Annotated in this window: 21 protein-coding genes; 7 read left to right on the top strand and 14 right to left on the bottom strand. The window is 42.6% G+C overall.

What is annotated here, in order from left to right; genetic code table 11:
* The first annotated feature begins 207 nt into the window (after positions 1–207).
* Positions 208–705 carry a hypothetical protein gene (locus OCV56_RS22690; protein ID WP_086714779.1) on the top strand — a complete coding sequence of 166 codons (498 nt, stop codon included), beginning with the start codon at positions 208–210 and terminating at the stop codon, positions 703–705.
* 42 nt (positions 706–747) lie between these two features.
* Here the strand turns inward: OCV56_RS22690 and OCV56_RS22685 are convergent, their stop codons facing one another.
* The 5 genes from OCV56_RS22685 to OCV56_RS22665 all read right to left on the bottom strand — a co-directional run bounded on the left by OCV56_RS22685 (position 748) and on the right by OCV56_RS22665 (position 6,908).
* Complete coding sequence (locus OCV56_RS22685; RefSeq protein WP_086714778.1) at positions 748–2,031, bottom strand: dicarboxylate/amino acid:cation symporter; 1,284 nt, start codon at positions 2,029–2,031, stop codon at positions 748–750.
* Between the two features lie 164 nt (positions 2,032–2,195).
* On the bottom strand, positions 2,196–3,344 hold the full coding sequence (locus tag OCV56_RS22680) for an S-(hydroxymethyl)glutathione dehydrogenase/class III alcohol dehydrogenase (RefSeq protein WP_086714777.1): 1,149 nt from the start codon (positions 3,342–3,344) through the stop codon (positions 2,196–2,198).
* Between the two features lie 214 nt (positions 3,345–3,558).
* Positions 3,559–4,119, bottom strand: a complete 561-nt coding sequence (locus OCV56_RS22675; protein ID WP_086714776.1) for a sugar O-acetyltransferase — start codon at positions 4,117–4,119, stop codon at positions 3,559–3,561.
* A 254-nt stretch (positions 4,120–4,373) separates the two neighbouring features.
* The gene (locus tag OCV56_RS22670) at positions 4,374–5,372 is read right to left on the bottom strand and encodes a LacI family DNA-binding transcriptional regulator (protein WP_086714775.1); all 999 of its coding nucleotides are present in this window, start codon (positions 5,370–5,372) and stop codon (positions 4,374–4,376) included.
* A gap of 96 nt (positions 5,373–5,468) precedes the next feature.
* The gene (locus OCV56_RS22665; protein WP_086714774.1) at positions 5,469–6,908 is read right to left on the bottom strand and encodes a 6-phospho-beta-glucosidase; all 1,440 of its coding nucleotides are present in this window, start codon (positions 6,906–6,908) and stop codon (positions 5,469–5,471) included.
* 250 nt (positions 6,909–7,158) lie between these two features.
* Between OCV56_RS22665 and OCV56_RS22660 the strand changes: the two genes are divergently transcribed.
* Complete coding sequence (locus OCV56_RS22660) at positions 7,159–8,073, top strand: DMT family transporter (protein ID WP_086714772.1); 915 nt, start codon at positions 7,159–7,161, stop codon at positions 8,071–8,073.
* Positions 8,074–8,179: 106 nt separating this feature from the next.
* Here OCV56_RS22660 and OCV56_RS22655 read toward each other — a convergent pair whose 3' ends face one another.
* The 5 genes from OCV56_RS22655 to OCV56_RS22635 all read right to left on the bottom strand — a co-directional run bounded on the left by OCV56_RS22655 (position 8,180) and on the right by OCV56_RS22635 (position 11,859).
* The gene (locus tag OCV56_RS22655) at positions 8,180–8,446 is read right to left on the bottom strand and encodes a hypothetical protein (RefSeq protein WP_143691580.1); all 267 of its coding nucleotides are present in this window, start codon (positions 8,444–8,446) and stop codon (positions 8,180–8,182) included.
* Positions 8,447–9,113: 667 nt separating this feature from the next.
* On the bottom strand, positions 9,114–9,866 hold the full coding sequence (locus OCV56_RS22650; RefSeq protein WP_086714770.1) for an EAL domain-containing protein: 753 nt from the start codon (positions 9,864–9,866) through the stop codon (positions 9,114–9,116).
* Positions 9,867–10,119: 253 nt separating this feature from the next.
* Positions 10,120–10,665 carry an EAL domain-containing protein gene (locus tag OCV56_RS22645; RefSeq protein WP_086714769.1) on the bottom strand — a complete coding sequence of 182 codons (546 nt, stop codon included), beginning with the start codon at positions 10,663–10,665 and terminating at the stop codon, positions 10,120–10,122.
* Between the two features lie 228 nt (positions 10,666–10,893).
* A complete protein-coding gene (locus tag OCV56_RS22640; RefSeq protein WP_086714768.1) occupies positions 10,894–11,418 on the bottom strand; it encodes a hypothetical protein in 525 nt (174 codons plus the stop codon).
* 51 nt (positions 11,419–11,469) lie between these two features.
* Positions 11,470–11,859 (bottom strand): VOC family protein, encoded by a 390-nt coding sequence (locus OCV56_RS22635; RefSeq protein WP_086714767.1) that lies wholly within the window; start codon positions 11,857–11,859, stop codon positions 11,470–11,472.
* A 196-nt stretch (positions 11,860–12,055) separates the two neighbouring features.
* On the opposite strand from OCV56_RS22635, the gene OCV56_RS22630 reads away from it, so the two are divergent.
* The gene (locus tag OCV56_RS22630; protein WP_086714766.1) at positions 12,056–12,952 is read left to right on the top strand and encodes a DMT family transporter; all 897 of its coding nucleotides are present in this window, start codon (positions 12,056–12,058) and stop codon (positions 12,950–12,952) included.
* Between the two features lie 55 nt (positions 12,953–13,007).
* Here the strand turns inward: OCV56_RS22630 and OCV56_RS22625 are convergent, their stop codons facing one another.
* Positions 13,008–13,922, bottom strand: a complete 915-nt coding sequence (locus OCV56_RS22625) for a LysR family transcriptional regulator (protein WP_086714765.1) — start codon at positions 13,920–13,922, stop codon at positions 13,008–13,010.
* A gap of 189 nt (positions 13,923–14,111) precedes the next feature.
* Here OCV56_RS22625 and OCV56_RS22620 point away from each other — a divergent pair, with 189 nt between their 5' ends.
* Together OCV56_RS22620 and OCV56_RS22615 are read left to right on the top strand one after the other, a co-directional pair.
* Positions 14,112–16,184, top strand: coding sequence for an alkyl/aryl-sulfatase (locus OCV56_RS22620; protein ID WP_086714764.1), 2,073 nt, complete (start codon positions 14,112–14,114; stop codon positions 16,182–16,184).
* 268 nt (positions 16,185–16,452) lie between these two features.
* Positions 16,453–16,767: a hypothetical protein gene (locus OCV56_RS22615; protein ID WP_086714763.1), complete on the top strand. Its 315-nt coding sequence runs from the start codon at positions 16,453–16,455 to the stop codon at positions 16,765–16,767.
* Between the two features lie 498 nt (positions 16,768–17,265).
* On the opposite strand, the gene OCV56_RS22610 is transcribed toward OCV56_RS22615, so the two are convergent.
* Together OCV56_RS22610 and OCV56_RS22605 are read right to left on the bottom strand one after the other, a co-directional pair.
* Entirely contained in the window at positions 17,266–17,937 is a 672-nt protein-coding gene (locus OCV56_RS22610) for a glutathione S-transferase family protein (RefSeq protein WP_086714762.1), read from the bottom strand.
* Between the two features lie 234 nt (positions 17,938–18,171).
* Positions 18,172–18,603: a MarR family winged helix-turn-helix transcriptional regulator gene (locus tag OCV56_RS22605; protein WP_086714761.1), complete on the bottom strand. Its 432-nt coding sequence runs from the start codon at positions 18,601–18,603 to the stop codon at positions 18,172–18,174.
* A gap of 179 nt (positions 18,604–18,782) precedes the next feature.
* Between OCV56_RS22605 and OCV56_RS22600 the strand changes: the two genes are divergently transcribed.
* Both OCV56_RS22600 and OCV56_RS22595 read left to right on the top strand, forming a co-directional pair.
* A complete protein-coding gene (locus OCV56_RS22600; protein ID WP_086714760.1) occupies positions 18,783–19,709 on the top strand; it encodes a glutathione S-transferase family protein in 927 nt (308 codons plus the stop codon).
* A 123-nt stretch (positions 19,710–19,832) separates the two neighbouring features.
* Complete coding sequence (locus OCV56_RS22595) at positions 19,833–20,543, top strand: glutathione S-transferase family protein (RefSeq protein WP_228761161.1); 711 nt, start codon at positions 19,833–19,835, stop codon at positions 20,541–20,543.
* Between the two features lie 147 nt (positions 20,544–20,690).
* Here OCV56_RS22595 and OCV56_RS22590 read toward each other — a convergent pair whose 3' ends face one another.
* Positions 20,691–21,092: a nuclear transport factor 2 family protein gene (locus tag OCV56_RS22590; RefSeq protein WP_086714758.1), complete on the bottom strand. Its 402-nt coding sequence runs from the start codon at positions 21,090–21,092 to the stop codon at positions 20,691–20,693.
* Positions 21,093–21,116 lie beyond the last annotated feature (24 nt).

The following is a 21,116-nucleotide window of genomic DNA, read 5'->3' as shown; positions in this document are numbered from 1 at the left end:
CCGTATTAAGTGAACAACAGGTTTTAACTGACAATTCACAAATGCGCCGAGGGCTAGTTGCTCTCGGCGTATTCATTCTCGGCACATTCAATATAAGTACGGCAATCTTGACACGACACTTGCAATAACGGGTTGATCGCTCCTACACAACACTACCCAAAAGTAGTACCATTTATCGTATCTCATTCTTAATGGTATTTATGTCTTATGAAGCTTTTAGTCGATCGTACTGGTGAACAGTTTTTAGAAATTCTGGAAGAGTCGGGAGACAAACTGACGGTTCAATTCATTAGTAATGAAGGCAATCGAAAGGGCAAGCCGTTTCAAGATAGCTTGAGTGGATTATTCCTCACTGGTTGGAAGCCTCGCACGACCTCAACCGCCATTGGCCTAGAACGCTTTAAACAAGGCAAGCTACAAGATCCAAAAGTGAGCTTCGCGCTTCACCAGCTCTATCCACTTGGCCGAGATGTAAAACTGCCCACTGGTGATATCGCCACAGTCGCTAGTTATGCGAATACTCATAGCGATGGCTACTATATGTTTGTGCGCCTTAATGATGAATTGAAGCGCCTGAAGATGACGCCAGAATGGGAGCTACTACCTTCTGTTGTGAGATTAGCACTACCTTATTATCCAGCCCCAAGAAGCCAACAAGAGCTCGATAATATTGATGACTTCGATGCTTGGGCGGGCGGGTTTTAACCCAATCAAAGCCCGTTAACTTAACGGGCTTGTTACTGATCATTACGATGTTTGAGAACCGCTCATAGTTAAGTCTACTGAAGAGCTCTGCTTTGACTGCCATTTATCCACGACCAATGCAGCAATCATGTCACCTTCTACGTTAACCGCCGTACGGAATGTATCTAATGGGCGTTCAATAATCAGCAGAATCGCGATCGCTTCCAGTGGTATACCAGCGGCCAATAACACCAGCTGCATGCCTGACATAGATCCAGATGGCATACCCGGCGCACCCACAGAAGAGACCATCGCCATAATGAAGATCATCACCAAGCCAGAGGTCGTGAGGTCCACACCAAACAGTTGAGCCAAGAAGATTGCCGCAACGCCTTCGAAAAGTGCCGTACCATCCATGTTCATCACCGCGCCAAGTGGCAACACCATGCTACTGGTACTTTGCGATACACCGAGCTTTTCTTCCGCGCTCTGCATTGCCAGTGGCAAGGTAGCAGAACTTGATGATGTTGCGAACGCCATCGCCATCGGTGCAGAGATACCTTTGAAGAGTGTGCTAAGACGAATCCCAGTCATCACCTTCGCAATAGTCGGCAAGACAATCGCTCCGTGGATCAAAGTCAGCACAAACACGAGCAAAGCAAACAGTGCTAATTGCTCAAACAGTGACTCACCACCACGAACTGTAAAATCGAGAACAATGGCGAAAACCGCGAGCGGAGCTAAATGAATGATCCAACCAACAATGGTATTGATGCTCTTGTTCAAGCCATTCAGCACTTCAAAGATCGGGTGTTTTTCTGGCAATGAAGAAAGTAGAGCAATACCTAGCATGAATGAGAACACGACAATCGCGAGCAAGTTACCATTGGTTAATGCCGCTACCGGGTTCACTAATGCCATGCTAAACAGCTTGCTGGCAATAGCAGCTCCTCCTGCCGCATCTTCGCTTATAAGCTGAACATCGTCTCCAATCGTAGCAACGCTGGTTAAAGGCTCCCAAGCAGGCAACAGTAGTGAAGCACCCAAGCCCAAAGAAATGGCCACCAACGTCGTGAAGCTATAGAAAAGTACGGTATTGCGACCAATTTTCTTCAATCGAGTTATCGAACCAATGCTTGTTATGCCTTGCAATAGCGAGAATAAAACCACTAACCCAACGACCATTTTTAGCAAGCCTATATAGGTAGTTTTGCCAAGCATTAAGAACTGATACCAACCCGATTGGGTTACATCAGATGTTGGAGAAATAAGTTGTGCCAGAAACCAAGCAAGCAATGCAGCTAGCATCAGTTGAAGAGGTAGAGAGTGGCGAAGTTTGGTCAACATAAGGACGATTCCAGTAACCCTGTAGGACAATTCAGATACCTTTATTAAAGGGAAACGCCTTTAATAAAAATATGCCTTGGTAAAGCATGCCTAGGAAAAAATAAAGTCCGTTAGACTCAATCTAACGGACTTTATTAAAACCAGATGAGGTTTAAGATTTAAGGCTATTTATCCATGTGTAGAACAGTACGGATAGACTCACCTTTGTGCATTAGGTCGAATGCTTCGTTTACGTCTTCAAGACCCATAGTGTGAGTGATGAACTCTTGTAGTCCGAACTCACCCGCCATGTAACGGTTTACGATTTCTGGAAGCTCAGAGCGGCCTTTAACACCACCGAAAGCAGAACCACGCCATACACGACCTGTTACTAGTTGGAACGGACGAGTTGAGATCTCTTGGCCTGCACCTGCAACACCAATTACAACTGATTCACCCCAACCTTTGTGACAACACTCAAGAGCTTGACGCATCACGTTTACGTTACCGATACATTCGAATGAGTAATCAACACCACCGTCTGTCATCTCAACGATAACGTCTTGGATTGGCTTGTCGTAGTTCATTGGGTTGATGCAGTCAGTCGCGCCAAGTTGTTTTGCTAGCTCAAATTTGCTCTCGTTGATATCAACACCGATGATTTTGCTTGCACCAGCCATACGAGCACCGATGATTGCTGAAAGACCGATACCGCCTAGACCGAATACAGCAACTGTGTCGCCTTTTTCAACTTTAGCTGTGTTCAGTACCGCACCCATACCAGTGGTTACGCCACAACCTAGAAGACAAACTTCCTCAAGAGGTGCTTCTTTGTTTACTTTCGCTAGTGAAATTTCTGGAAGTACAGTGTACTCAGAGAAAGTAGAACAACCCATGTAGTGGAAGATTGGCTCACCGTTGATAGAGAAACGGCTTGTGCCATCTGGCATTAGGCCTTTACCTTGAGTTTCGCGAACCGCTTGGCAAAGGTTAGTTTTACCAGACTTACAGAATTTGCATTCGCCACACTCAGCTGTGTAAAGTGGGATAACGTGGTCGCCAACTTCAACGCTTGTTACGCCTTCGCCAACCATTTCAACGATACCGCCACCTTCGTGACCAAGGATAGAAGGGAAGATACCTTCTGGATCGTCACCTGAAAGAGTGAATGCGTCAGTGTGACAAACACCAGTAGCAACGATGCGAACAAGTACTTCGCCAGCCTTTGGCAGTTCAACGTCAACCGTTTCACGCTTTAGTGGCTCACCAGCTTTCCAAGCAACCATAGCTTTAGATTGGATATGAGTTTGACCAGGTTTGATTTCGATAGTCATGTGATATTTCCTATATTAGTCTGTCAACGTTGAGCTTGTTTGTTATCGCTCTCTCGTTTTGTTGAGGCTAGTATAGGTAGGGATACCAATTTTGATAATCCCCTATTTCTGGAAATGATTATTACGTATTGGTAATAATCAATCGAGAAAGCTAAGTTCATCACCTACACACAGAAAATGGCTCTAATGTAGATGATGAAAGTATCCAGTAAATTTAGTCGTTATCGATCGCTTTCAGCACTTTACATGGATTGCCTACGGCAACCACATTGGCTGGGATGTCTTTGGTCACCACACTTCCAGCGCCAATCACGCTGTTTTCACCGATGGTGACACCAGGGCAAATGATTACACCACCACCAAGCCAAACATTGTCGCCAATGGTAATTGGCGTACCGAACTCAACGCCGTCTTCAACTCGGCCTTTCACATCTAATGGATGGCCTGCTGTAAGGATTTGTACATTAGGGCCAAGCAGCACATTGTCACCAATGGTGACTTCAGCCACATCCAAAATCACGCAGTTAAAGTTAGCGTAGAAGTTCTTGCCCAACTTGATGTTTGAGCCGTAATCACAGCGAAATGGTGGCTCCAAATGCGCATTTTCACAGCCAGGAATGAGCTCTTGGGTTGCCGCTTTCCATTCAGACGTATCAGGAATACTGTTGTTGAGTTTTTGGAGTACCTTACGACACTCAATTCGAGCTGAATAAAGCTCTTCATCCCAAGCCTGATATGGTTCACCTGCTAGCATTTTTTGTTTTTCTGTTTTCACGTTACTTACCTACTTTCACATTACTTACCGTTAAAATGGTCAATTCATCGACCAAAGAACGCAATATCGCATATCTTTAACTCTCATAATAAGCACGGTTTTAAGAGGATTTCTGAGATGCGCTGCCAGTCACGATTTGTAGTGTTCGGCCAATTTAAATCGCTTCTAAACCAAGCAAGAAACATAGATAGTGCGAATAAAAAAGCCTTTGCTATCAAGCAAAGGCCGGTTTAATTCAGTGCGTTGCACGCGGCTTAGATACGCTGTGCTACCGAGTCGCGAGTTACCAAGCTACCAGTCGTACTCAATGCTTCTGCTTGCTTTGTCTCACCAACAATTCGAAGTATCGCCTTTTGCGTCATTTGTTCGAGTGGCACGCTCACAGAGGTCAAGCTTGGCGTTAAAAACTCGCCCACTTTGCTGTTATCAAATCCGACGATAGAGATATCTTTGGGTAATGAATATCCCAGTTCATTTAACGCCTTAATCGCACCAATCGCCATGTCATCGTTTTCAGACAGAATCGCAGTGAAACTTGCTTTGCTTTCCACCAAAGCTTGCGCGGCACGGTAACCACTCTCCATGGTCCAGTTGCCTAGAGCAACGTTAGATTGGTTTAGCTCAATATCATGCTTAGTGAGCACATCTTGATACGCTTGATAACGCTGTTCATCGGTCGACGAGCCAGCTTTACCACGGATCACCGCAATCTCTGTATGTCCCTGCTCTATGATGTGTTCAACCATCAAACAAGCACTTTGATAATGATCGGTAGTGATAGCATGCTCAGGCTTCGAAGGCATTTCTCGGTTAAGCACCAAAATCGGTGTGTCAGTACTCTCGATGATCTGCGCGATTTCAGATTCACTCAAGCATTGCGGGTAAATGATGATCCCGGCGCACTTCATATCGAGTAGAAAGTTAATGGCTTTGCGCTCGTCTTCAGCGCTGTGTTTACCATCGGTAATCACCAACTGATGATTGGATTTTTCACTGTAAGAAGCGGCGTGATACATCAAAGATGAAAAGTAAGGGCCGTTGAAAAGCTCGTTGGTAATGACAAAACCGATAAAGTTAGTCTTCTTGGTCGCCAATTGTTGAGCCAACAAGTTTGGTCGATAGCCCGTTTCTTGAATCGCATCAAATACCTTTTTCACCACATCTGGGCGTACGATATTCTTGCCGTTCAGCACGCGAGAGACCGTCGATTTCGAGACGCCAGCGCGATTCGCAACATCAAGCATTGTGACCATTCACTTACCCTTATATAAAAAATTAGCCGACCTAAGCCAGCTAATTGTATTGCTTAGTGAAACGGCAACGCTCGCTGCCGTTTAATTGCAGGCATTCTAAATAGAGGCACCGTTAGATGCAATCACGCCTTTGTACCACTCAAAAGACTTCTTGCGCTTACGCTCTAGTGTTCCTGACTGGTCATTGTGTTTGTCTACGTAAATGAAACCGTAGCGCTTTTTCATCTCACCAGTGGTGAACGATACCAAGTCGATACAGCCCCAAGGGGTGTAGCCCATCAAGTCAACGCCATCAATCGCAACGGCTTTTTTCATCTCTTTGATGTGATCGCCAAGGTAAGCAATACGATAGTCATCATTAATGCTGCCATCTTCTTCGATGGTATCAACCGCACCAAAACCATTCTCAACGATGAACAGTGGCACTTCATAGCGCTCATAAAGAGATGCTAAGCAGTAACGCAGGCCTGTTGGGTCAATCGGCCAGCCCCAATCGCTTGATTGGATAAACGGGTTATCAACCGAGTTTTCATGACCGCCATCCATTGCTTCTTCAGTCGACTGATGCGAAGAAGAATCCAAAGTATTCGACATGTAGTAGCTAAAGCCTAAGTAATCGGCCTTACCCTCTTTTAGGATCTGTTCATCTTCAGGCTGCATTTCGATATTAAAGCCTTTGATAGCCCAATCACGCTTGGCGTAGCTTGGGTAATGACCGCGAACCATCACATCTGAGAAGAAATAACGATCACGCATCGCTTGCTGAGCCACCATAATGTCTTCTGGCTTTGAAGAACGAGGGTAGAAAGGCACCATCGCACACATTGCACCAATCTGAAGATCTGGGTTGATCTCATGACCTTTCTTAACCACCAAGGCACTCGCAACAAACTGATGATGAACCGCTTGGTACATGGCTTCTTGAGGCTTTTCGCATTGTGGGAACTTCACGCCAGAACACAGCCACCCGAAGATGTCTGCTGATGTGTTCATTTGGTTATTGATCTCGTTAAAGGTCATCCAGTACTTCACTTTGTGCTGATAACGCTCCATCACCGTTGTCGAGTACTTAACGAAGAAATCGATCACTTTACGGTTCATCCAACCGCCGTATTCTTTCGCTAGATGGTAAGGCATTTCAAAGTGACTCAGCGTCACAACAGGCTGAATATCGTATTTCAGAAGCTCATCAAACAAATCATCGTAGAACGCTAAACCCGCTTCACACGGCTCGGCTTCATCACCATTCGGGAAAATACGTGTCCACGCAATACTGGTGCGGAAACACTTAAAGCCCATCTCAGCAAATAACTTAATGTCTTCTTTGTATCGGTGGTAGAAATCAACCGCCACTTGGTTAGGGTAGTTTTCGCCTTCGATCACGCCATCGGTGATTCGACGTTGAACTCCATGAGCGCCTGCCGTTAACACATCGACCACGCTCACACCTTTACCATTAGCATCCCAGCCGCCTTCTAGCTGATGCGCCGCAACTGCGCCACCCCATAAAAAATCGTTTGGAAATTCGTTATTCATACCATCACTCACTACAAGTTATTCGCCAAAAAATAGACAGGTTTAAGGTAGCAAACTTAAGAGCCGCAACTCTGAAACCGATTTCAACATAAAACTAAGATACAGATTGAAACCGGTTTCAGCAATGGCAATTTGATCTTTTTTTGATCCAAAAGATAAATTTGGCGTGTTCGAAAAAGAGAAAACCGTGTTTGACCCGTCTACTAGTGTAGGCTTTATGCTCAGCACCCATTCAACAACGAGGTGTGTCATGTCTATCAACCGTTCCTTTTCAGTGCCTCTGCCACTGCTGTCATTTTTTAACTCTCTATCAGACCCAGCAAAAGGAATTGCACTCGCGCTTATCTCAAATGCTCTGTTTATTTTAGTAGGCGTTATTGTCCGCGAGTTGAGCCAGACTATCGATATTTTCCAAATATTGCTGTTTCGTCAGCTGGTTTTTGTCACCTTATTAATGCCATCGATCGTCAGTAACATCGATGCGATGCTCAACCCTAAAATGGTGTCGATACATGTATGGCGTGTCACCGGAGCGTTCATCGCACTTTACTTCAGCTTCTTAACCGTGAGTAATATTCCGTTTGCCGACGCGACTGCGTTAGGGTTTATGAAGGTGTTATTTGTGGCGGTCATTTCCCGCATGTTTCTACAAGAAAACGTAGGTTGGGCGCGCATGACGACGATCTTGGTCGGCTTTGCTGGAGTTATGTTAGTCGTGCAACCGACCCTAGAAAGCGAGTCTCTGTTCTATATTGGGACAGGCTTAGTTGCTGCATTGGGCGCAGCAATTGCTGTTATATGTGTGAGAAAAATGGCCAATATCGAGTCAAAGGTAGTTGTTCTCGCTTACCAAGCCATCTTTGTCGGTGCTGTTGCGTTAATTCCAGCGATCATTGAATGGCAATGGCCAACATGGACTGAACTGGCTCTGCTGATGTTGGTAGGTGTGATCTCGTCCATCGGACAATGGTTTGGCGTGACAGCCTACAAATGGGGAGAAGCTAACGTGGTATCTAATGTTGAATATTCACAGATGATCTACTCAATGATTCTTGGTTACTTGTTATTCGCTGAATTGCCAAATTCACTCGCAATTATTGGCGCTACAGTCATCATTTTGAGCGCAGTGATGCCTTTTATTCTCAAAATAAAAAGTAGAGGCTAATCAGTTAGAAACCGGTTACGACAAAACTCAAAGCTTATAGTTATAAAATTTGTAACTATAAGCTTTGTACGGCTATAAAAAGAAGGTAACAAGAACAGATCGAGCCTTACGCATGCTCTAACTGAATCAAGCGCGAGTAGACATCATCACTCTTCTTCAGCAATTCAGCGTAGCGCAGAAACTTAAAATCGGTATAACCTTGATAAAATGCCAAGATCATTGGGTTTGAGAGCAGTTCGAACAAATTACACGTCGTATAGATGCGCTTATTTTTAACGAATAGTACCCCCGTATTAGAGTCATCGATAAATTGGGCGAATGAGTGGTCCAATACAGGCAGTGTAATCTCAATACCACAGTAGTCGTGAGACATATATCTAATAATGTCATACCTTACTTTTTGGTTTTGAGAACCAATACTAATGATATATTCAGTATTTCTAACAATGTGACCAACTAACAAGTTAGCAGAGAAATACAGTATAAACTCTACTTTCCCACCTGCGACATCATAGTAACAAGCTGATTCTAACTTTTCTTTATACACTCTTTGGTGATAGTCGAATATCTTTTCACGCTCTCGACTCTCCAAGGTATCTATTGATTTCCTAGCAATATGATCAATTGTTAACCTATATCCATTATCATTGTGAATGAGTGGGTTCTTATAATTATCTATTTTTTTTATTTTTAGAATTTCATCAGGGCTATAGCTATAGTCACACAAGAAAAAATTTGCAATACATACTCTTTTTAACAAACTCGGAGATCTCTTCTGAGATTCCCATAAACTGATCATTGATTGCGTCACATCTTGAAATGAGATGTGTGACAAGGAAAGTACGTCGACCAAATCTTTCTGTGAATAGTTATTTTTTACTCTATGATATTTTAGTGCCTTTCCGAATTCATTTTTACTGAACAATGGTTAATCCTTGGCTATTTTCAAGAAAAACAAATTTATCGTTGTTCATTTTAAACATAGTGTATTATATCAATAAACTCCTATCACCGATAAATCGCGGTTATTCCAGATACACTCAATGACATACCAACAGCCGACTGGAGCAAAATTCTTTTAACTGTTCTATGTTAATCGCCTGACTAAAAATAAAGCCCTGAACACATTTAAAATTCATATTCTCGGCCATCATCAAGGTATTATCATCTTCGACACCTTCCGCGACCGTATATATTCCATGAGCATTAAAGGCAGAAACCAACAACATGACAATTTTTCTTACAATAGAATAGTTAGAATTTAATATAGAACGATCAAATTTCACTTCATCTATGTAGAAATCAAGGAGCTTATCTAAGTTTGAATGCTCGATTCCAAAATCATCTAACGATATCTTAGATCCAATCAGCCTGATTTCATTTATTTTACAAATAAATAAAGCATTATTTTCCCTTCTGTCTTTCTCACTAAGTTCTATAATTATTTTTGCATAAGGGAATGAGTGTTTGTTACAGATTTCTTTTATTTCTTGGGCGATATCATTGCTTAAAATATCTGAGCATTTTAAGTTAATAGATATTGTCATGTTCCCATCAACCCTCAGCACGTCACTAATCGATTGATTTATAATGAACTTAAACAATATATTATTCATACCCATCGAGTAGACCACGTCCATAAACTCTTGAGGGTAAAGAACATCGCCATTGACTAGCTTTAATCTAGCTAGGCATTCTACTCCAACAACGTCACCAGTTTTTATATCGATTTTAGGTTGATAATGCAATTCGTAATTAGAATTAACAATTGCATCCTTAATTAAAGCATTCATAGATTTACCTCATTGCTGGCTCTATACATTAGGCTTAATCCTCTTCATTTTACATTTCACTTTTTATAAAAATAAATGCGAATGAAATAAACGCCTGAAATCTATAAATTCTCGACTAAAAATAAGTAGCTAAAAAGTCATCTATTGGATAATTACTACTGGAGTATAGGGTGTTTAATTTCAATTCTATCAATAGAAAGCAGGGGGATGTTAAGAGCGGGATTGATGATAATCGTCAAATACTTTATCTGATTTATATAGCCGTTATTTCTAATAGTTTTGATTTAAATAGCAATAGGTTATATTTTAATTTTCTTACGATTTTTGAATAGTAGTTTACATAGCGTTTATCATAGCTATATTGATTCTGACCAATAAAAATATTAACACCAGCATCTTTAAGCTCATTGAGTTTAAGAAACAAAACATTATCACTTTCATTTATTGGTGAACTGTCCAATTGAAGCGTAATAGAGCTCGTTGAAAAACCATAATTATCACAGTGTACTCGAATAGGTGTTGCAAGATCATACGATAATATATCTTGCCTTTTCACCGATATGAAAATACATAATGATGTATTTATATCTCTTAAGTGCTTGGTTGACTCCTGTAGAGTAAACAAGAACATTTCGTAGTTTCTATGTGTCGAATAAATATTTTCTATGAAAAAATTGGAGCTGAGCGTAATACCATTCTCTACCTTGAACCTTGGTTGGCATTCAATACCGATCACCTTTCCAGTTTTATTTTCTAACTTTGGCTTATAATAAAGTTCATAACTTTCACTAAAAATCATAACAACAGAAATAATCCTTATTTATTAAGCTTCCATGTAAAGCCTATTAAATACTTATTCTATTGGTGGTTACGTTGAGATGCGATGTCATCTTCAACAAGAAGTTGTGAATATGACATATTTTTATAAATTTATTTTTTAGGGGGTGTTAGAAAGGGAGAATAGCCCGATACGTAAACCACGTTCCTTAGGCTAGATATAAAAACGTCATGGTATCTCAGCGAAATCTCAATGCTGTTCAAAATACTGATCATGTTGTGATTTGCCAGAATGGTCTTGGCTTCCGGGATAAAACTGTACGAGCGTCTGGTCGGCGAGTGTAAGGTGAATCCACCCTTCTTTGACTCTCAGCCAATTAGTGCCGTTTGTCTCATAGACGCTAGGAAATTTACCCCAGCCAGACTCCGTAATCTGTAGCTCTTGGAAGCGGTCAATCGGTGTAAGTTTGTTGCTGTTGAAATCAGCATTGGAGTAAACCAACAGAGGCTCGATAGCATCGTTTGGCTTAAACGTATAACAGCTCACAGACTCTGAAGTACGATCAAACCATTGGTAGGGCTGTGCGCCAGTTAAATCATAAACGGTGCAGTCATTGAACTTAATGGCCCACTCTTGGTGAGCTTTAAAGCCGAGGTAGCCTATTGGCAGTGATGGTTCTGACTTAGAGTCACTCTCTGGCTCATAAACCGGTTCAGAGGTAACACATCCCATAAGCCCAAGACTAAAAAGGAAAGTCACAGCACGCTTCATCATAGTAATACCTCAGTTCCGTTGGTAGATGAGTAACTCAATTAAGTCCCTACATTAAACGGTAAGTTCCAATCGATTACCATCAGGATCGAGTACACAGCTCTCATAATAACCATCGCCCGTTCTTCTTGGGCCATCTAAGCGTTCATAACCATCTTCAACCAAACGGTTGGTGAGTTCATCCACCGCTTGTTCTGATCCTAGCGAAATCGCCATATGAATGAAGCCGGTAAATTGATCATAGAGGTCATCTTTCGATTCAGGAACCGAGTCCATTTCCATGATCTCTAGACGACTTCCTGTTTCGAAAGAGAGGAAATATGAAGAGAAACCTTTAGTTGGGTTATGGTATTTTGAGTTCGATGTCGCGCCGAAATAGTCTTCATAAAATCGTTTCAACACTTCGAGTTGTTTAGTCCAAATTGCGATGTGTTCAATCTTCATTTTGTTCACCTAAGTTTGATGTCTAACGCTAAATTACTCATCAAATCAGGATCAATAAACAGAACGAAATCAATCAAATCTATTCCTATTTAAGAGCTCAAACCTATACCCACAGTTACCAATGTTAAGATCTAAGTTTGTGTAATACTTAGCTTTGATTCATAGTCGGTGTTTTACATCTTCAGAGGTTCATGCTGTGAGCTTTATAAAACTAATTATCCTCGCTGCAATATGGGGCGGTTCATTTCTTTTCATGAGAATCGCAGCGAATCCTTTAGGCCCTGCGGTCCTAATTGAAGCCCGAGTTCTGTGCGCAGCAGTCACCCTACTCTTGGTTTCTTTTTATCTGAAAAAGAAGCTCTCTTTTAATACTCATTCGAAACACTTTTTCATTCTTGGATTGTTTAACACCGCGCTTCCTTTTTTGTGTTTCGCTTATGCTGCCCAAACTTTGAATGCTTCAACCCTTGCGATTTTAAACTCCACCGCACCGATATGGGCGGCAATCATTGGAGCGATATGGACCAAAACTGCACTTGAGAGCAAAGTGTTGCTTGGACTAGGCATTGGGGTTACAGGCGTAACCGTGTTAGTCGGATGGGATGCATTCAATATTGGCCAAGAAGCTATTCTGCCTATATTTGCAGCCGTTATGGCAGCATTTAGCTACGGTATCGCGTCTAACTACACCAAAACAGCACCCAAGGTTGAAGCCTTCAATAACGCGCACGGCAGCATGTGGGCAGCGGTGTTAATCGTATTGCCATTTGTGTTTTTCATGCCAATACGAGAAGCCCCCGATCTCACTATCACCACATCGGTCATCTTATTAGGTGCAGTATGTACAGGGTTAGCGTATCTACTTTACTTTAATCTCATCAATGAGCTTGGTGCGCCTTCAGCCCTTTCGGTCACCTTTCTAATTCCTGTTTTTGGCATCCTTTGGGGTAACTTGTTCTTAGATGAGGCCATTGGCATCAATACCATTGTCGGATCTATTCTTGTTATCACTGGCACCATGCTAGTCACTGGCTTATCCCCTGTTCAAATGATTAAGAATGCGCGCCAAAAGCGAAAACAAAAAGCGGAATAACCGGATATAAAAACGGCCTCATTTTGAGGCCGTTTTTATTTGTTCCACTTGTAACTCAGCCGATCTCAGACTTCTTCATGTATTGTTGGATCTTGTCTCTTAACCACTGGTGAGCCGCATTCAAATCGGTTCTTTTATGCCAGATCATGTATTGCTGCATAGGCAAAACTTCGAATGGCTGATCTAGCACCTGAAGCTGGAAGGGTTTTGCAAACTGATTGGCAAAATCACGCGACGTACTGCCCACACAGTCCGAGCCCGATACCAACACACACATCGTCATTAACGAATCACATTCCGCACTGACCTTTCTTTGCTTAAGCGGCGATTTAGTAAAGTAGTCAGCGGTGTATAAACGCGTACGGCGCATTCGAAAAGTAATGTGCTTTTCATTGTAATACTGCTCTTCTGTCACCGAGCCATTAATTCTAGGGTGACCCTTTCTTGCAATGAGCACCAGTTCATCTTCAATCACAGGTTGTTTCATATATCCATTGACTTGCGGATAATGGATATCGATCGCTAAGTCCGCTTGCTGCATACTCAAACTTTGCAGTAAGTCTTCTTCATTATTCGGCACCATATTGAACTCGATTGAGATGTTTCCCAAAGTCTCATCTTGCTCAACAAGGGGTTGAAGTTTGGTTAGGCCGATCTCGTTAACCAGAACTCGAAACACGTGATGCTGCTGATTATCAAACTGCTTTAAGGTGCTGACTGCACTTGTAATTCCTTCTAACGCGGGCTCTACTCGGCTTGCCAGTTGCACGGCAGCATTGGTTGGAGTGATCCCTCGCCCTTCGCGAATAAAGAGGTCTGTATCAAGTTGAGATTGCAATCGCTTCAATGCTCCGCTGACCCCTGGTTGAGTCATACCAAGAGATTCTGATGCTAAGGTGATCGACTTTAATCGATACACTTCCAAAAACACACTCAGTAAATTCAGGTCTAACTTTTCAACATCACTCACAGCTGCTCTCCATGTTCGCTTGTGGCCGTATTCAGCATACGACAAGGTTTAATCTTGAACCTTCACTTTAATACAACTTCAACACATAACTGTTCGTGATGTGTTAAATAAAGCTTACTTTATTTTTTGCTATATGTGTAAGTCATACACTTTCTTCATCGAAACGAAAACCGAACTGAAGAGGCTCATATGACAACTTCACGCACTTTCAAAAATGCAACACTGTTCCTTGCAATCTCTCTTGCATTCCCTTCAATTGCAGCGAACCACGACCACGCTCACTTTAGCGAGATTGGTGACCAAGGTGGCAAAGACGCGACAGAGATGACGGCACAAGCAAACCGAGAGTTCGCAAAAACACTTAACTTTGCCGACACTCGCGCCTTCGACAATAACAACAAAGGACTTATCGCAAGCTTCGACCAAGAAACAGGCGACATCATCCGTAACAGCTTCAACTTCATCGAACCTAGTGTTTCAAATGCAGACAAAGCACCAGATTCAGTCAACCCATCGTTATGGCGACAAGCAGTATTGAACCAAGCTGCAGAAGGTTTATATGAAGTTGTTCCGGGTAAGGTTTATCAGGTCCGCGGCGCCGATTTAGCTTCGATTTCTTTCATCCGTACTGACAATGGCTGGATCGCTTATGACGTTCTACTAACCAAAGAAGCAGCAGAGAAGTCACTGAAGTTCTTCCAAGGTAATGTTCCTGATGGTGGCGAGTTACCAATCGTTGCGATGATCTATTCGCACTCACACGCCGATCACTTCGGTGGTGCCCGCGCAATTAAAGACGCGTACCCAGATGTAAAAGTGTATGGCTCAAAGAACATCACTAAAGAAATCGTAGATGAAAACGTGCTGACTGGTAATGCAATGTCTCGCCGTACCGCTTATCAATATGGTGCAACACTGAATCGCCATGAACACGGTATTGTCGATGCTGCGCTGGCAAAAGGCTTATCGACGGGTAGCATTACCTACGTATTGCCAGACTACGAACTGAATCACAACGAAGAAATTGAAACTCTGGTTATCGACGGTTTAGAGTTGCAATTTATGGATGCATCGGGCACTGAAGCAGCCTCTGAGATGGTGACTTATATCCCGAGCATGAAAGCACTATGGACGGGTGAACTGACTTACCAAGGTATGCACAACCTGTACACCCTACGCGGCGCGAAGGTTCGTGATGGTTTGAAGTGGTCTAAGAAAATCAACGAAATGCTAGTGACTTGGGGTGAAGAAACCGAAGTGTTGTTTGCTTCTCACTCATCGCCAATTTGGGGTGAACAAGAGATCTCTGATTACCTAAAAATGCAGCGTGACGCTTACGGCTTTACTCATAACCAAACCCTTCGCTTAGCTAACAACGGTGTGGTTCTGCAAGACATAGGTGATGAGATCTACAAAGTAATGCCAGACAGCATTCAACAATCTTGGCACACCAATGGTTACCACGGTACTTACTCGCACAATGCCCGCGCTGTGTACAACATGTACCTTGGCTACTTTGATATGAACCCTGCAAACCTTAACCCACTGCAAGTGAAGCCAGAATCGGTCAAGTTTGTGGAATACATGGGCGGCAGCGATGCCGTAATTGAAAAAGCGCAGCAAGACTATCAAGAAGGTGAATACCGCTTCGTTGCGACAGCACTGAATAAGGTGATTCAAGCTGAACCAGACAACAAAGTTGCACGTGGCCTCTTGGCAGATACTTACGAACAGTTAGGTTATCAATCAGAAGGGGCAGGTTGGAGAAACATCTACCTAACGGGTGCTCAAGAGCTTCGCATTGGCACACAACCGGGCGCACCAAAAACCGCGTCACCGGACGTACTAGCGAACATGACCATCGAAAACCTACTTGATTACTTAGCAGTAAAAGTGGATTCGCTAAAAGCGCAAGAAACACCATTTACCATGAATATTCAGCTACCTGACGTAAAAGAGTTCTACTACGTAGAGATGTCGAACGGCAACCTGAACAACATTCAAGTTTCAGAGCTGCAAGATGCGGATACGACACTGATCATCAATAAGTCTGACGTGTCTGACATCGTGCTGAAGAAAACCACACTCAATAAACTGTTAGAAGATGGCCAAGCAGGCGTGAAAGGTGACAAATCATCTCTGAACAAACTGTTGTCTTCACTGACTGAAGCTGACACCTCGTTTGAGATTGTACCTCGCCCAAGTAAAGGCGAAGAGGTGGATGCCGAGCTATACCAAGATTCATCGGTACACGCTCATTAAGCGATAAAGCGATAACAGCGTCAAACAAAGCCTAAAAAAACAAGATGGCTATTAACGATAAAGCCTCACCGATTCGATTGGTTGAGGCTTCTTTGGTTATTCAAAGTGACCAACCACTCTTCCAACAGCATTAATTACAACATGGCACAAAATGGTAAAACCTCCGTTCTCATACTTTTATAGTACGTACACCAGGCACTTACCACAAAGCGGGACATAACCGCTTAAATATGGTCAAAAGCCGATTAATACAATGGAAGACTGAACAATGAAAAAACTGGCACTAACAGCATTAATCACAACAACATCATTCACTGCCTCAGCAGGCTGGTTTAGCAACGAACAGGATGACATATCAGAGATGATGGGAGTAATGCAGGCATGCGTATTGTTCGAGCAAGTAGAAAGCACGCCAGCCTCTTACGCTGACCTTTCCACATTGGTTGAAAGCCGGTATGACCATGAACAGGTATTTAAAAGGGTAAGTGCTGAGACTTTAATCAAGCTAAAACACGGCACGATGGCCACTAGCGAATGCAGGGCTAATGAGCAGCGCGCGCTAGAATTTTTAACGTCAATATAAAAGCCTATCGCCAATGAGAAGTTATCACTAACAATACTAGTTACAGCAGCAGTAATAGTAACTCCAGCTGCAACGGCTTGGGGTGCTCGCATAGGTTTAGGCACCAAGAAATCGACCGTTTGGGTGATACCTAAACCGTAATTGAGGCGGGATATAACTTCCCCCCGAATTCTCGGTGTCTCTGCTGCGTAATAACTAGCTGATGGTAAACACCCGGACGAGCTAGAGTTAATATCGTGAGGAAATCTAAGAGCGACTTTGCTTACGCAAGTTCTCAACAATTGCCATAAAATCTCAAATAGATGTTTTTCCCTCCATCTTTCCTAGAGCTTAACAGTTTCGCTTGCCCAATATACCTACTACCCTACGGGCAATGGGGTTGTTTTGGCTAGAAATCCGGAATAAATAACCGCTTGTCATAACGACAAGCGACATTTAAATTCACTCGCTGATAATCACGACTAGGTCATTCGTCAAACGAATAGCATCGCAAATACTTCATTCTACTAAAGGAGTAAACCTCCCTCCTTTTTCTATAGCCCGTTGGTATGCTGGACGCTGTCGCATTCTATTCAGAAACTCATGCACATTAGAATACTCTTTTCCAATACCTACCCTGATTTCGGCGACTTCTAGGCAGTACCCCATCACTATATCAGCTGCGGTGAGCTCCTCACCCGATAACCAAGTCGATTGAGATAACTCTTGATCCATATAACGCAAATGACGGTGATATCGAACCCAAAGGTAGCCATCTCTTACTTTATTCACAACCAGACTCATGATGGGTTTTAAAAAGAATGGGACTTTTGAAACCATACGTTTAAAGATTAAAGCATCCAACATTAGTGGCATGAAGCTAGCTTGTGTGGCATGCATCCAATACAAATAACGCACTCTCTGGCTAGAATTTGGCTCGGGGCGTAATGTTGAGCTTGGGTACTTATCCAAGATGTAGTCCATGATTGCTCCAGTCTCAGCTAGCACCAAATCTTGATCCGTAATGGTGGGAGACGTCCCTATCACATGCAGATTTTTGTATTTCTCTGGAGCCAAAGTTTGGGGACCAACTCGTTTATAGTGTTGTAGCTGATAGTCCACACCTAACTCCTCCAGAAGCCAAAGGATCCGTATGGATTGTGAGTTCTCTAAATGATGAACAGTGATCATGATTTTCTCCTACTCTCTAATTCGTCGGTACAACATTCACTAATGATTACTTTGCGTACATAACAGCTAATTCACAGCAAGGTGTGTATTCTCTTTTTTAAGATATATTCCATGGATTATACTTACAAGGACTTTATGTTGAATTTGGTAAGAAAAGTTATGTTCAGAATTGCGTTAGGGATAAAAAAGCCGACCTAGAATTAGGTCGGCTTTCGAGTTTAATCGGCGGCTTAATTAGAGTTTTTTCAATAACTCGTAAAGCTTTTCAGCATCCCCAGGGGAAAAATCTAAACTAACGCTGAGGAGCTGTTGGTCAGCATCTATGTGTGCTTGCTCTCCAACCTCGGTAATATGAATGTACACAACACGCTGATCTTGACTATCGCGTCGCTTTTCAATGAGTGCAGCGTCCATCAATTTATTCAGAGCACGCGATACGTTCGGACTCTCATCTGTCATTAGCTTTTTTATTTGATTTACGGTCAGATACTTTTCTGGAGCTTTTGACAATACATGGAGTATCTCAAGCTGTATCAAAGACAATCCCGTCGGCTTGAGCTTACGAGTCATTTCAGACTTCATTTCTTGACCAATACAGGCGATCAGCCCTATTACCTTTTGGGAAACGTCCAAATCAGAATTAATAATCGCTTGTTTATTAGCCATTTAATAAAATCTTTTTCTCAATCATGTTGAAGGTAAGAATAACCAATTGGTGAAAATGGAGCAAACAACTAGGCACCTATTTACTAAATCGTTTGACAGTGAAGAATTTTCAGATCTAATATATTCCGCGGAATATAAGTCCAAGACTTTAAACTCATGCTCGTTTAGTAAGGTTTCCTATGAATACCCCAATACTTCATCGTTCGCTTAAATCCCCCTACGCACAAAAAGTCATGTTGTTGATGGGGTATTTAGAACAACCCTACCTCTCTTTCATCGCGCCGAAAGGAATGCCTAGACCCATTGAGGAAATTTTGGTGGGTGAGTACAGCAGACGTATACCTATCCTACAAATCGGTGCAGACATGTATTGTGACTCTGAACTTATCCTTCGGGTGATGACTGAACGGAACAACGCATACTCACTAAACCACTACCCTTCTCTCGAAGAAGCGAAACAATGGATAAAAAGAATAGAGACAGAGGGTAACAACGCCATCATCGAATCAGTAAAACCTTTAGAGATGCTGATCGCCTACTTCAAAAACATGCCACCTAACCATGCGTTGCGCTTTATTACAGACCGAATCAAGCTTGCAAAAACACTCAAAAGACCCGACGCAGAGCTGCCACATAAAGAAAAAACTGCCATTGCGCGCCGCTATTTAGAGCAGCTTAACCAACAGCTCCTTAATCGAGACTTTTTACTAACGGAAAATAAACCGACATCCGTTGATTTCACTGCTTTCACAATGATCTACTTTTTAGACATGGTAAATGGGATGAAGGCAGCGCAAGGGCTCGATCATCTTCAGAAGTGGTATAAAACAATGTCTCAATTTGGTACAGGAAGATATACAGAAATTGACGGGAACAAATGTCTCGACAGTGCCTGTCTTGCAACACCGTCATCGATAACGCAGCAATACCTCAACTCACCACGTATTGGTCAGAGCATCACGTTTCGTAATGGGGGGTTCATGGCGAATATGAATCAGGGCGTAAAAGGAGTCATAGTCGGAGAAGATGAAAACACGATCATCATACGCAGAGAACACGAGCGAGTAGGCACTGTGCATGTCCATTTCCCCAAGTTGGATTATTAAGTAGCCAATTCATTCCGTCATCTAAAAACATCAAGGACATATTAAATGTTACCCGACGACTTTACTTCGTTAGCTGGACTTCACCTCTTTTGCAATCCGTACTCTAATTGTGCAGGTCGCGTCATGCTTGCTGTTGCGGAAAAGGGTATTGAGACGCAAATCCACATTGTCGATCTACTCAAAGGTGAGCAATTGAGTTCAAAATACTACACAATTAACCCAACTTGCGACGTACCAGCAATAGTACATGATGGTGAAGCAATGGGAGACAGCATCACTATTCTCCGCTATTTAGAAGCAATGTTTCCTGAACAATCACTTACACCAAACAATAAAGCTCATGCAGTCAAGATGGAGGAGCTTCTCGATCTCGCTTCACACTCTCACATGGATTATATCGTCCCTTGGATATACGCCAAAGGTTTTGGACGCCTACCAACACCTAAGCAAAAAGCATTTTATGACCAATACGTTCCTCATCGCTCTCAGTTTCACAATCATCGTATAACGGTAGCACCTGATGTTGTACTCAAAGAGTCTGAAGTCAAAATAGCGAATACTTTATCAATACTGGAACAGAAACTATCCCAACAGCGCTACTTAGTCGGAAGCACTTACTCTATGGCTGATATCGCGTGGTTTCCAACGCTGTATTTATTGGGGAAAGTGTTCGCGTACCCACTAAATGACTACCCTAATTTGGTTCGGTGGATGAAAGATATTGAAAATCGTCCTGCATTCATCAATGGGGTCAAAACGTACATGTCACCCATTCCTAGTTGGTTACTTCGCTTAATTTTAAAAATTGTGCGTCTCACCGGCGGCAGAAAATAGTTAAACTTGAGTGTGCTCCAAAAAAGAGGCAGTGCTACGCCATAGGCAATTCCGTTTACCTACAACTTGCCTCTGTTTGATTAGGCAATCAGTTTTGCTAGGTTATCAGTATATCGACATTGCAATAACCAAACTGCAATGCAGTCATTAACCTTCCGAAAGCGGGCGTAGGAAGATCTGCTCACGTAGGACTTGCCAGCGCTCATCTTCAAAGCGCAATTCGATATTACACAGCAGCTTCATTTCTTCCCCATTCATCCCACTGTGCTTACGGCTTAATACACATACCGCTGAATCTCCTAAAATGTGGAAATCATGCCATTCCGCCCATGTATTGAGTTGGTGTTTGCCTTCTTCAGCTTGCTTCGAAAAATGCGCTTTAAACTCCACTTTATTGAATGTTTGCACTGTACTGTCGGGCATGATCAAGGTGGTATGAAAATCTTGGTGGTAGATCGTCTCTAAAGCTTCAATATCAAAGTTCGTTGCACGGTCAATCAGGTGATCCATAGCTTCACGAATGGCTTGTTTGGTATGAGTTGGTTTCATCTTCTATCTCTCTCTATCGATAAT

The organism is Vibrio gigantis (assembly GCF_024347515.1).
Classification (GTDB): domain Bacteria; phylum Pseudomonadota; class Gammaproteobacteria; order Enterobacterales; family Vibrionaceae; genus Vibrio; species Vibrio gigantis.
Note: the sequence above shows the minus strand (reverse complement) of the source record. Positions and strands in the feature narration are given on the sequence as shown.

What these genes read in the sequence shown, in the direction of transcription:
- OCV56_RS22690 (WP_086714779.1), top strand. Translation starts at nt 208, where the DNA reads ATGAAGCTTTTAGTCGATCGTACTGGTGAACAGTTTTTAGAAATTCTG.
- OCV56_RS22685 (WP_086714778.1), bottom strand. Translation starts at nt 2,031, where the DNA reads ATGTTGACCAAACTTCGCCACTCTCTACCTCTTCAACTGATGCTAGCT.
- OCV56_RS22680 (WP_086714777.1), bottom strand. Translation starts at nt 3,344, where the DNA reads ATGACTATCGAAATCAAACCTGGTCAAACTCATATCCAATCTAAAGCT.
- OCV56_RS22670 (WP_086714775.1), bottom strand. Translation starts at nt 5,372, where the DNA reads ATGGTCACAATGCTTGATGTTGCGAATCGCGCTGGCGTCTCGAAATCG.
- OCV56_RS22665 (WP_086714774.1), bottom strand. Translation starts at nt 6,908, where the DNA reads ATGAATAACGAATTTCCAAACGATTTTTTATGGGGTGGCGCAGTTGCG.
- OCV56_RS22660 (WP_086714772.1), top strand. Translation starts at nt 7,159, where the DNA reads ATGTCTATCAACCGTTCCTTTTCAGTGCCTCTGCCACTGCTGTCATTT.
- OCV56_RS22655 (WP_143691580.1), bottom strand. Translation starts at nt 8,446, where the DNA reads ATGTCTCACGACTACTGTGGTATTGAGATTACACTGCCTGTATTGGAC.
- OCV56_RS22650 (WP_086714770.1), bottom strand. Translation starts at nt 9,866, where the DNA reads ATGAATGCTTTAATTAAGGATGCAATTGTTAATTCTAATTACGAATTG.
- OCV56_RS22645 (WP_086714769.1), bottom strand. Translation starts at nt 10,665, where the DNA reads ATGATTTTTAGTGAAAGTTATGAACTTTATTATAAGCCAAAGTTAGAA.
- OCV56_RS22640 (WP_086714768.1), bottom strand. Translation starts at nt 11,418, where the DNA reads ATGATGAAGCGTGCTGTGACTTTCCTTTTTAGTCTTGGGCTTATGGGA.
- OCV56_RS22635 (WP_086714767.1), bottom strand. Translation starts at nt 11,859, where the DNA reads ATGAAGATTGAACACATCGCAATTTGGACTAAACAACTCGAAGTGTTG.
- OCV56_RS22620 (WP_086714764.1), top strand. Translation starts at nt 14,112, where the DNA reads ATGACAACTTCACGCACTTTCAAAAATGCAACACTGTTCCTTGCAATC.
- OCV56_RS22615 (WP_086714763.1), top strand. Translation starts at nt 16,453, where the DNA reads ATGAAAAAACTGGCACTAACAGCATTAATCACAACAACATCATTCACT.
- OCV56_RS22610 (WP_086714762.1), bottom strand. Translation starts at nt 17,937, where the DNA reads ATGATCACTGTTCATCATTTAGAGAACTCACAATCCATACGGATCCTT.
- OCV56_RS22605 (WP_086714761.1), bottom strand. Translation starts at nt 18,603, where the DNA reads ATGGCTAATAAACAAGCGATTATTAATTCTGATTTGGACGTTTCCCAA.
- OCV56_RS22600 (WP_086714760.1), top strand. Translation starts at nt 18,783, where the DNA reads ATGAATACCCCAATACTTCATCGTTCGCTTAAATCCCCCTACGCACAA.
- OCV56_RS22595 (WP_228761161.1), top strand. Translation starts at nt 19,833, where the DNA reads ATGCTTGCTGTTGCGGAAAAGGGTATTGAGACGCAAATCCACATTGTC.
- OCV56_RS22590 (WP_086714758.1), bottom strand. Translation starts at nt 21,092, where the DNA reads ATGAAACCAACTCATACCAAACAAGCCATTCGTGAAGCTATGGATCAC.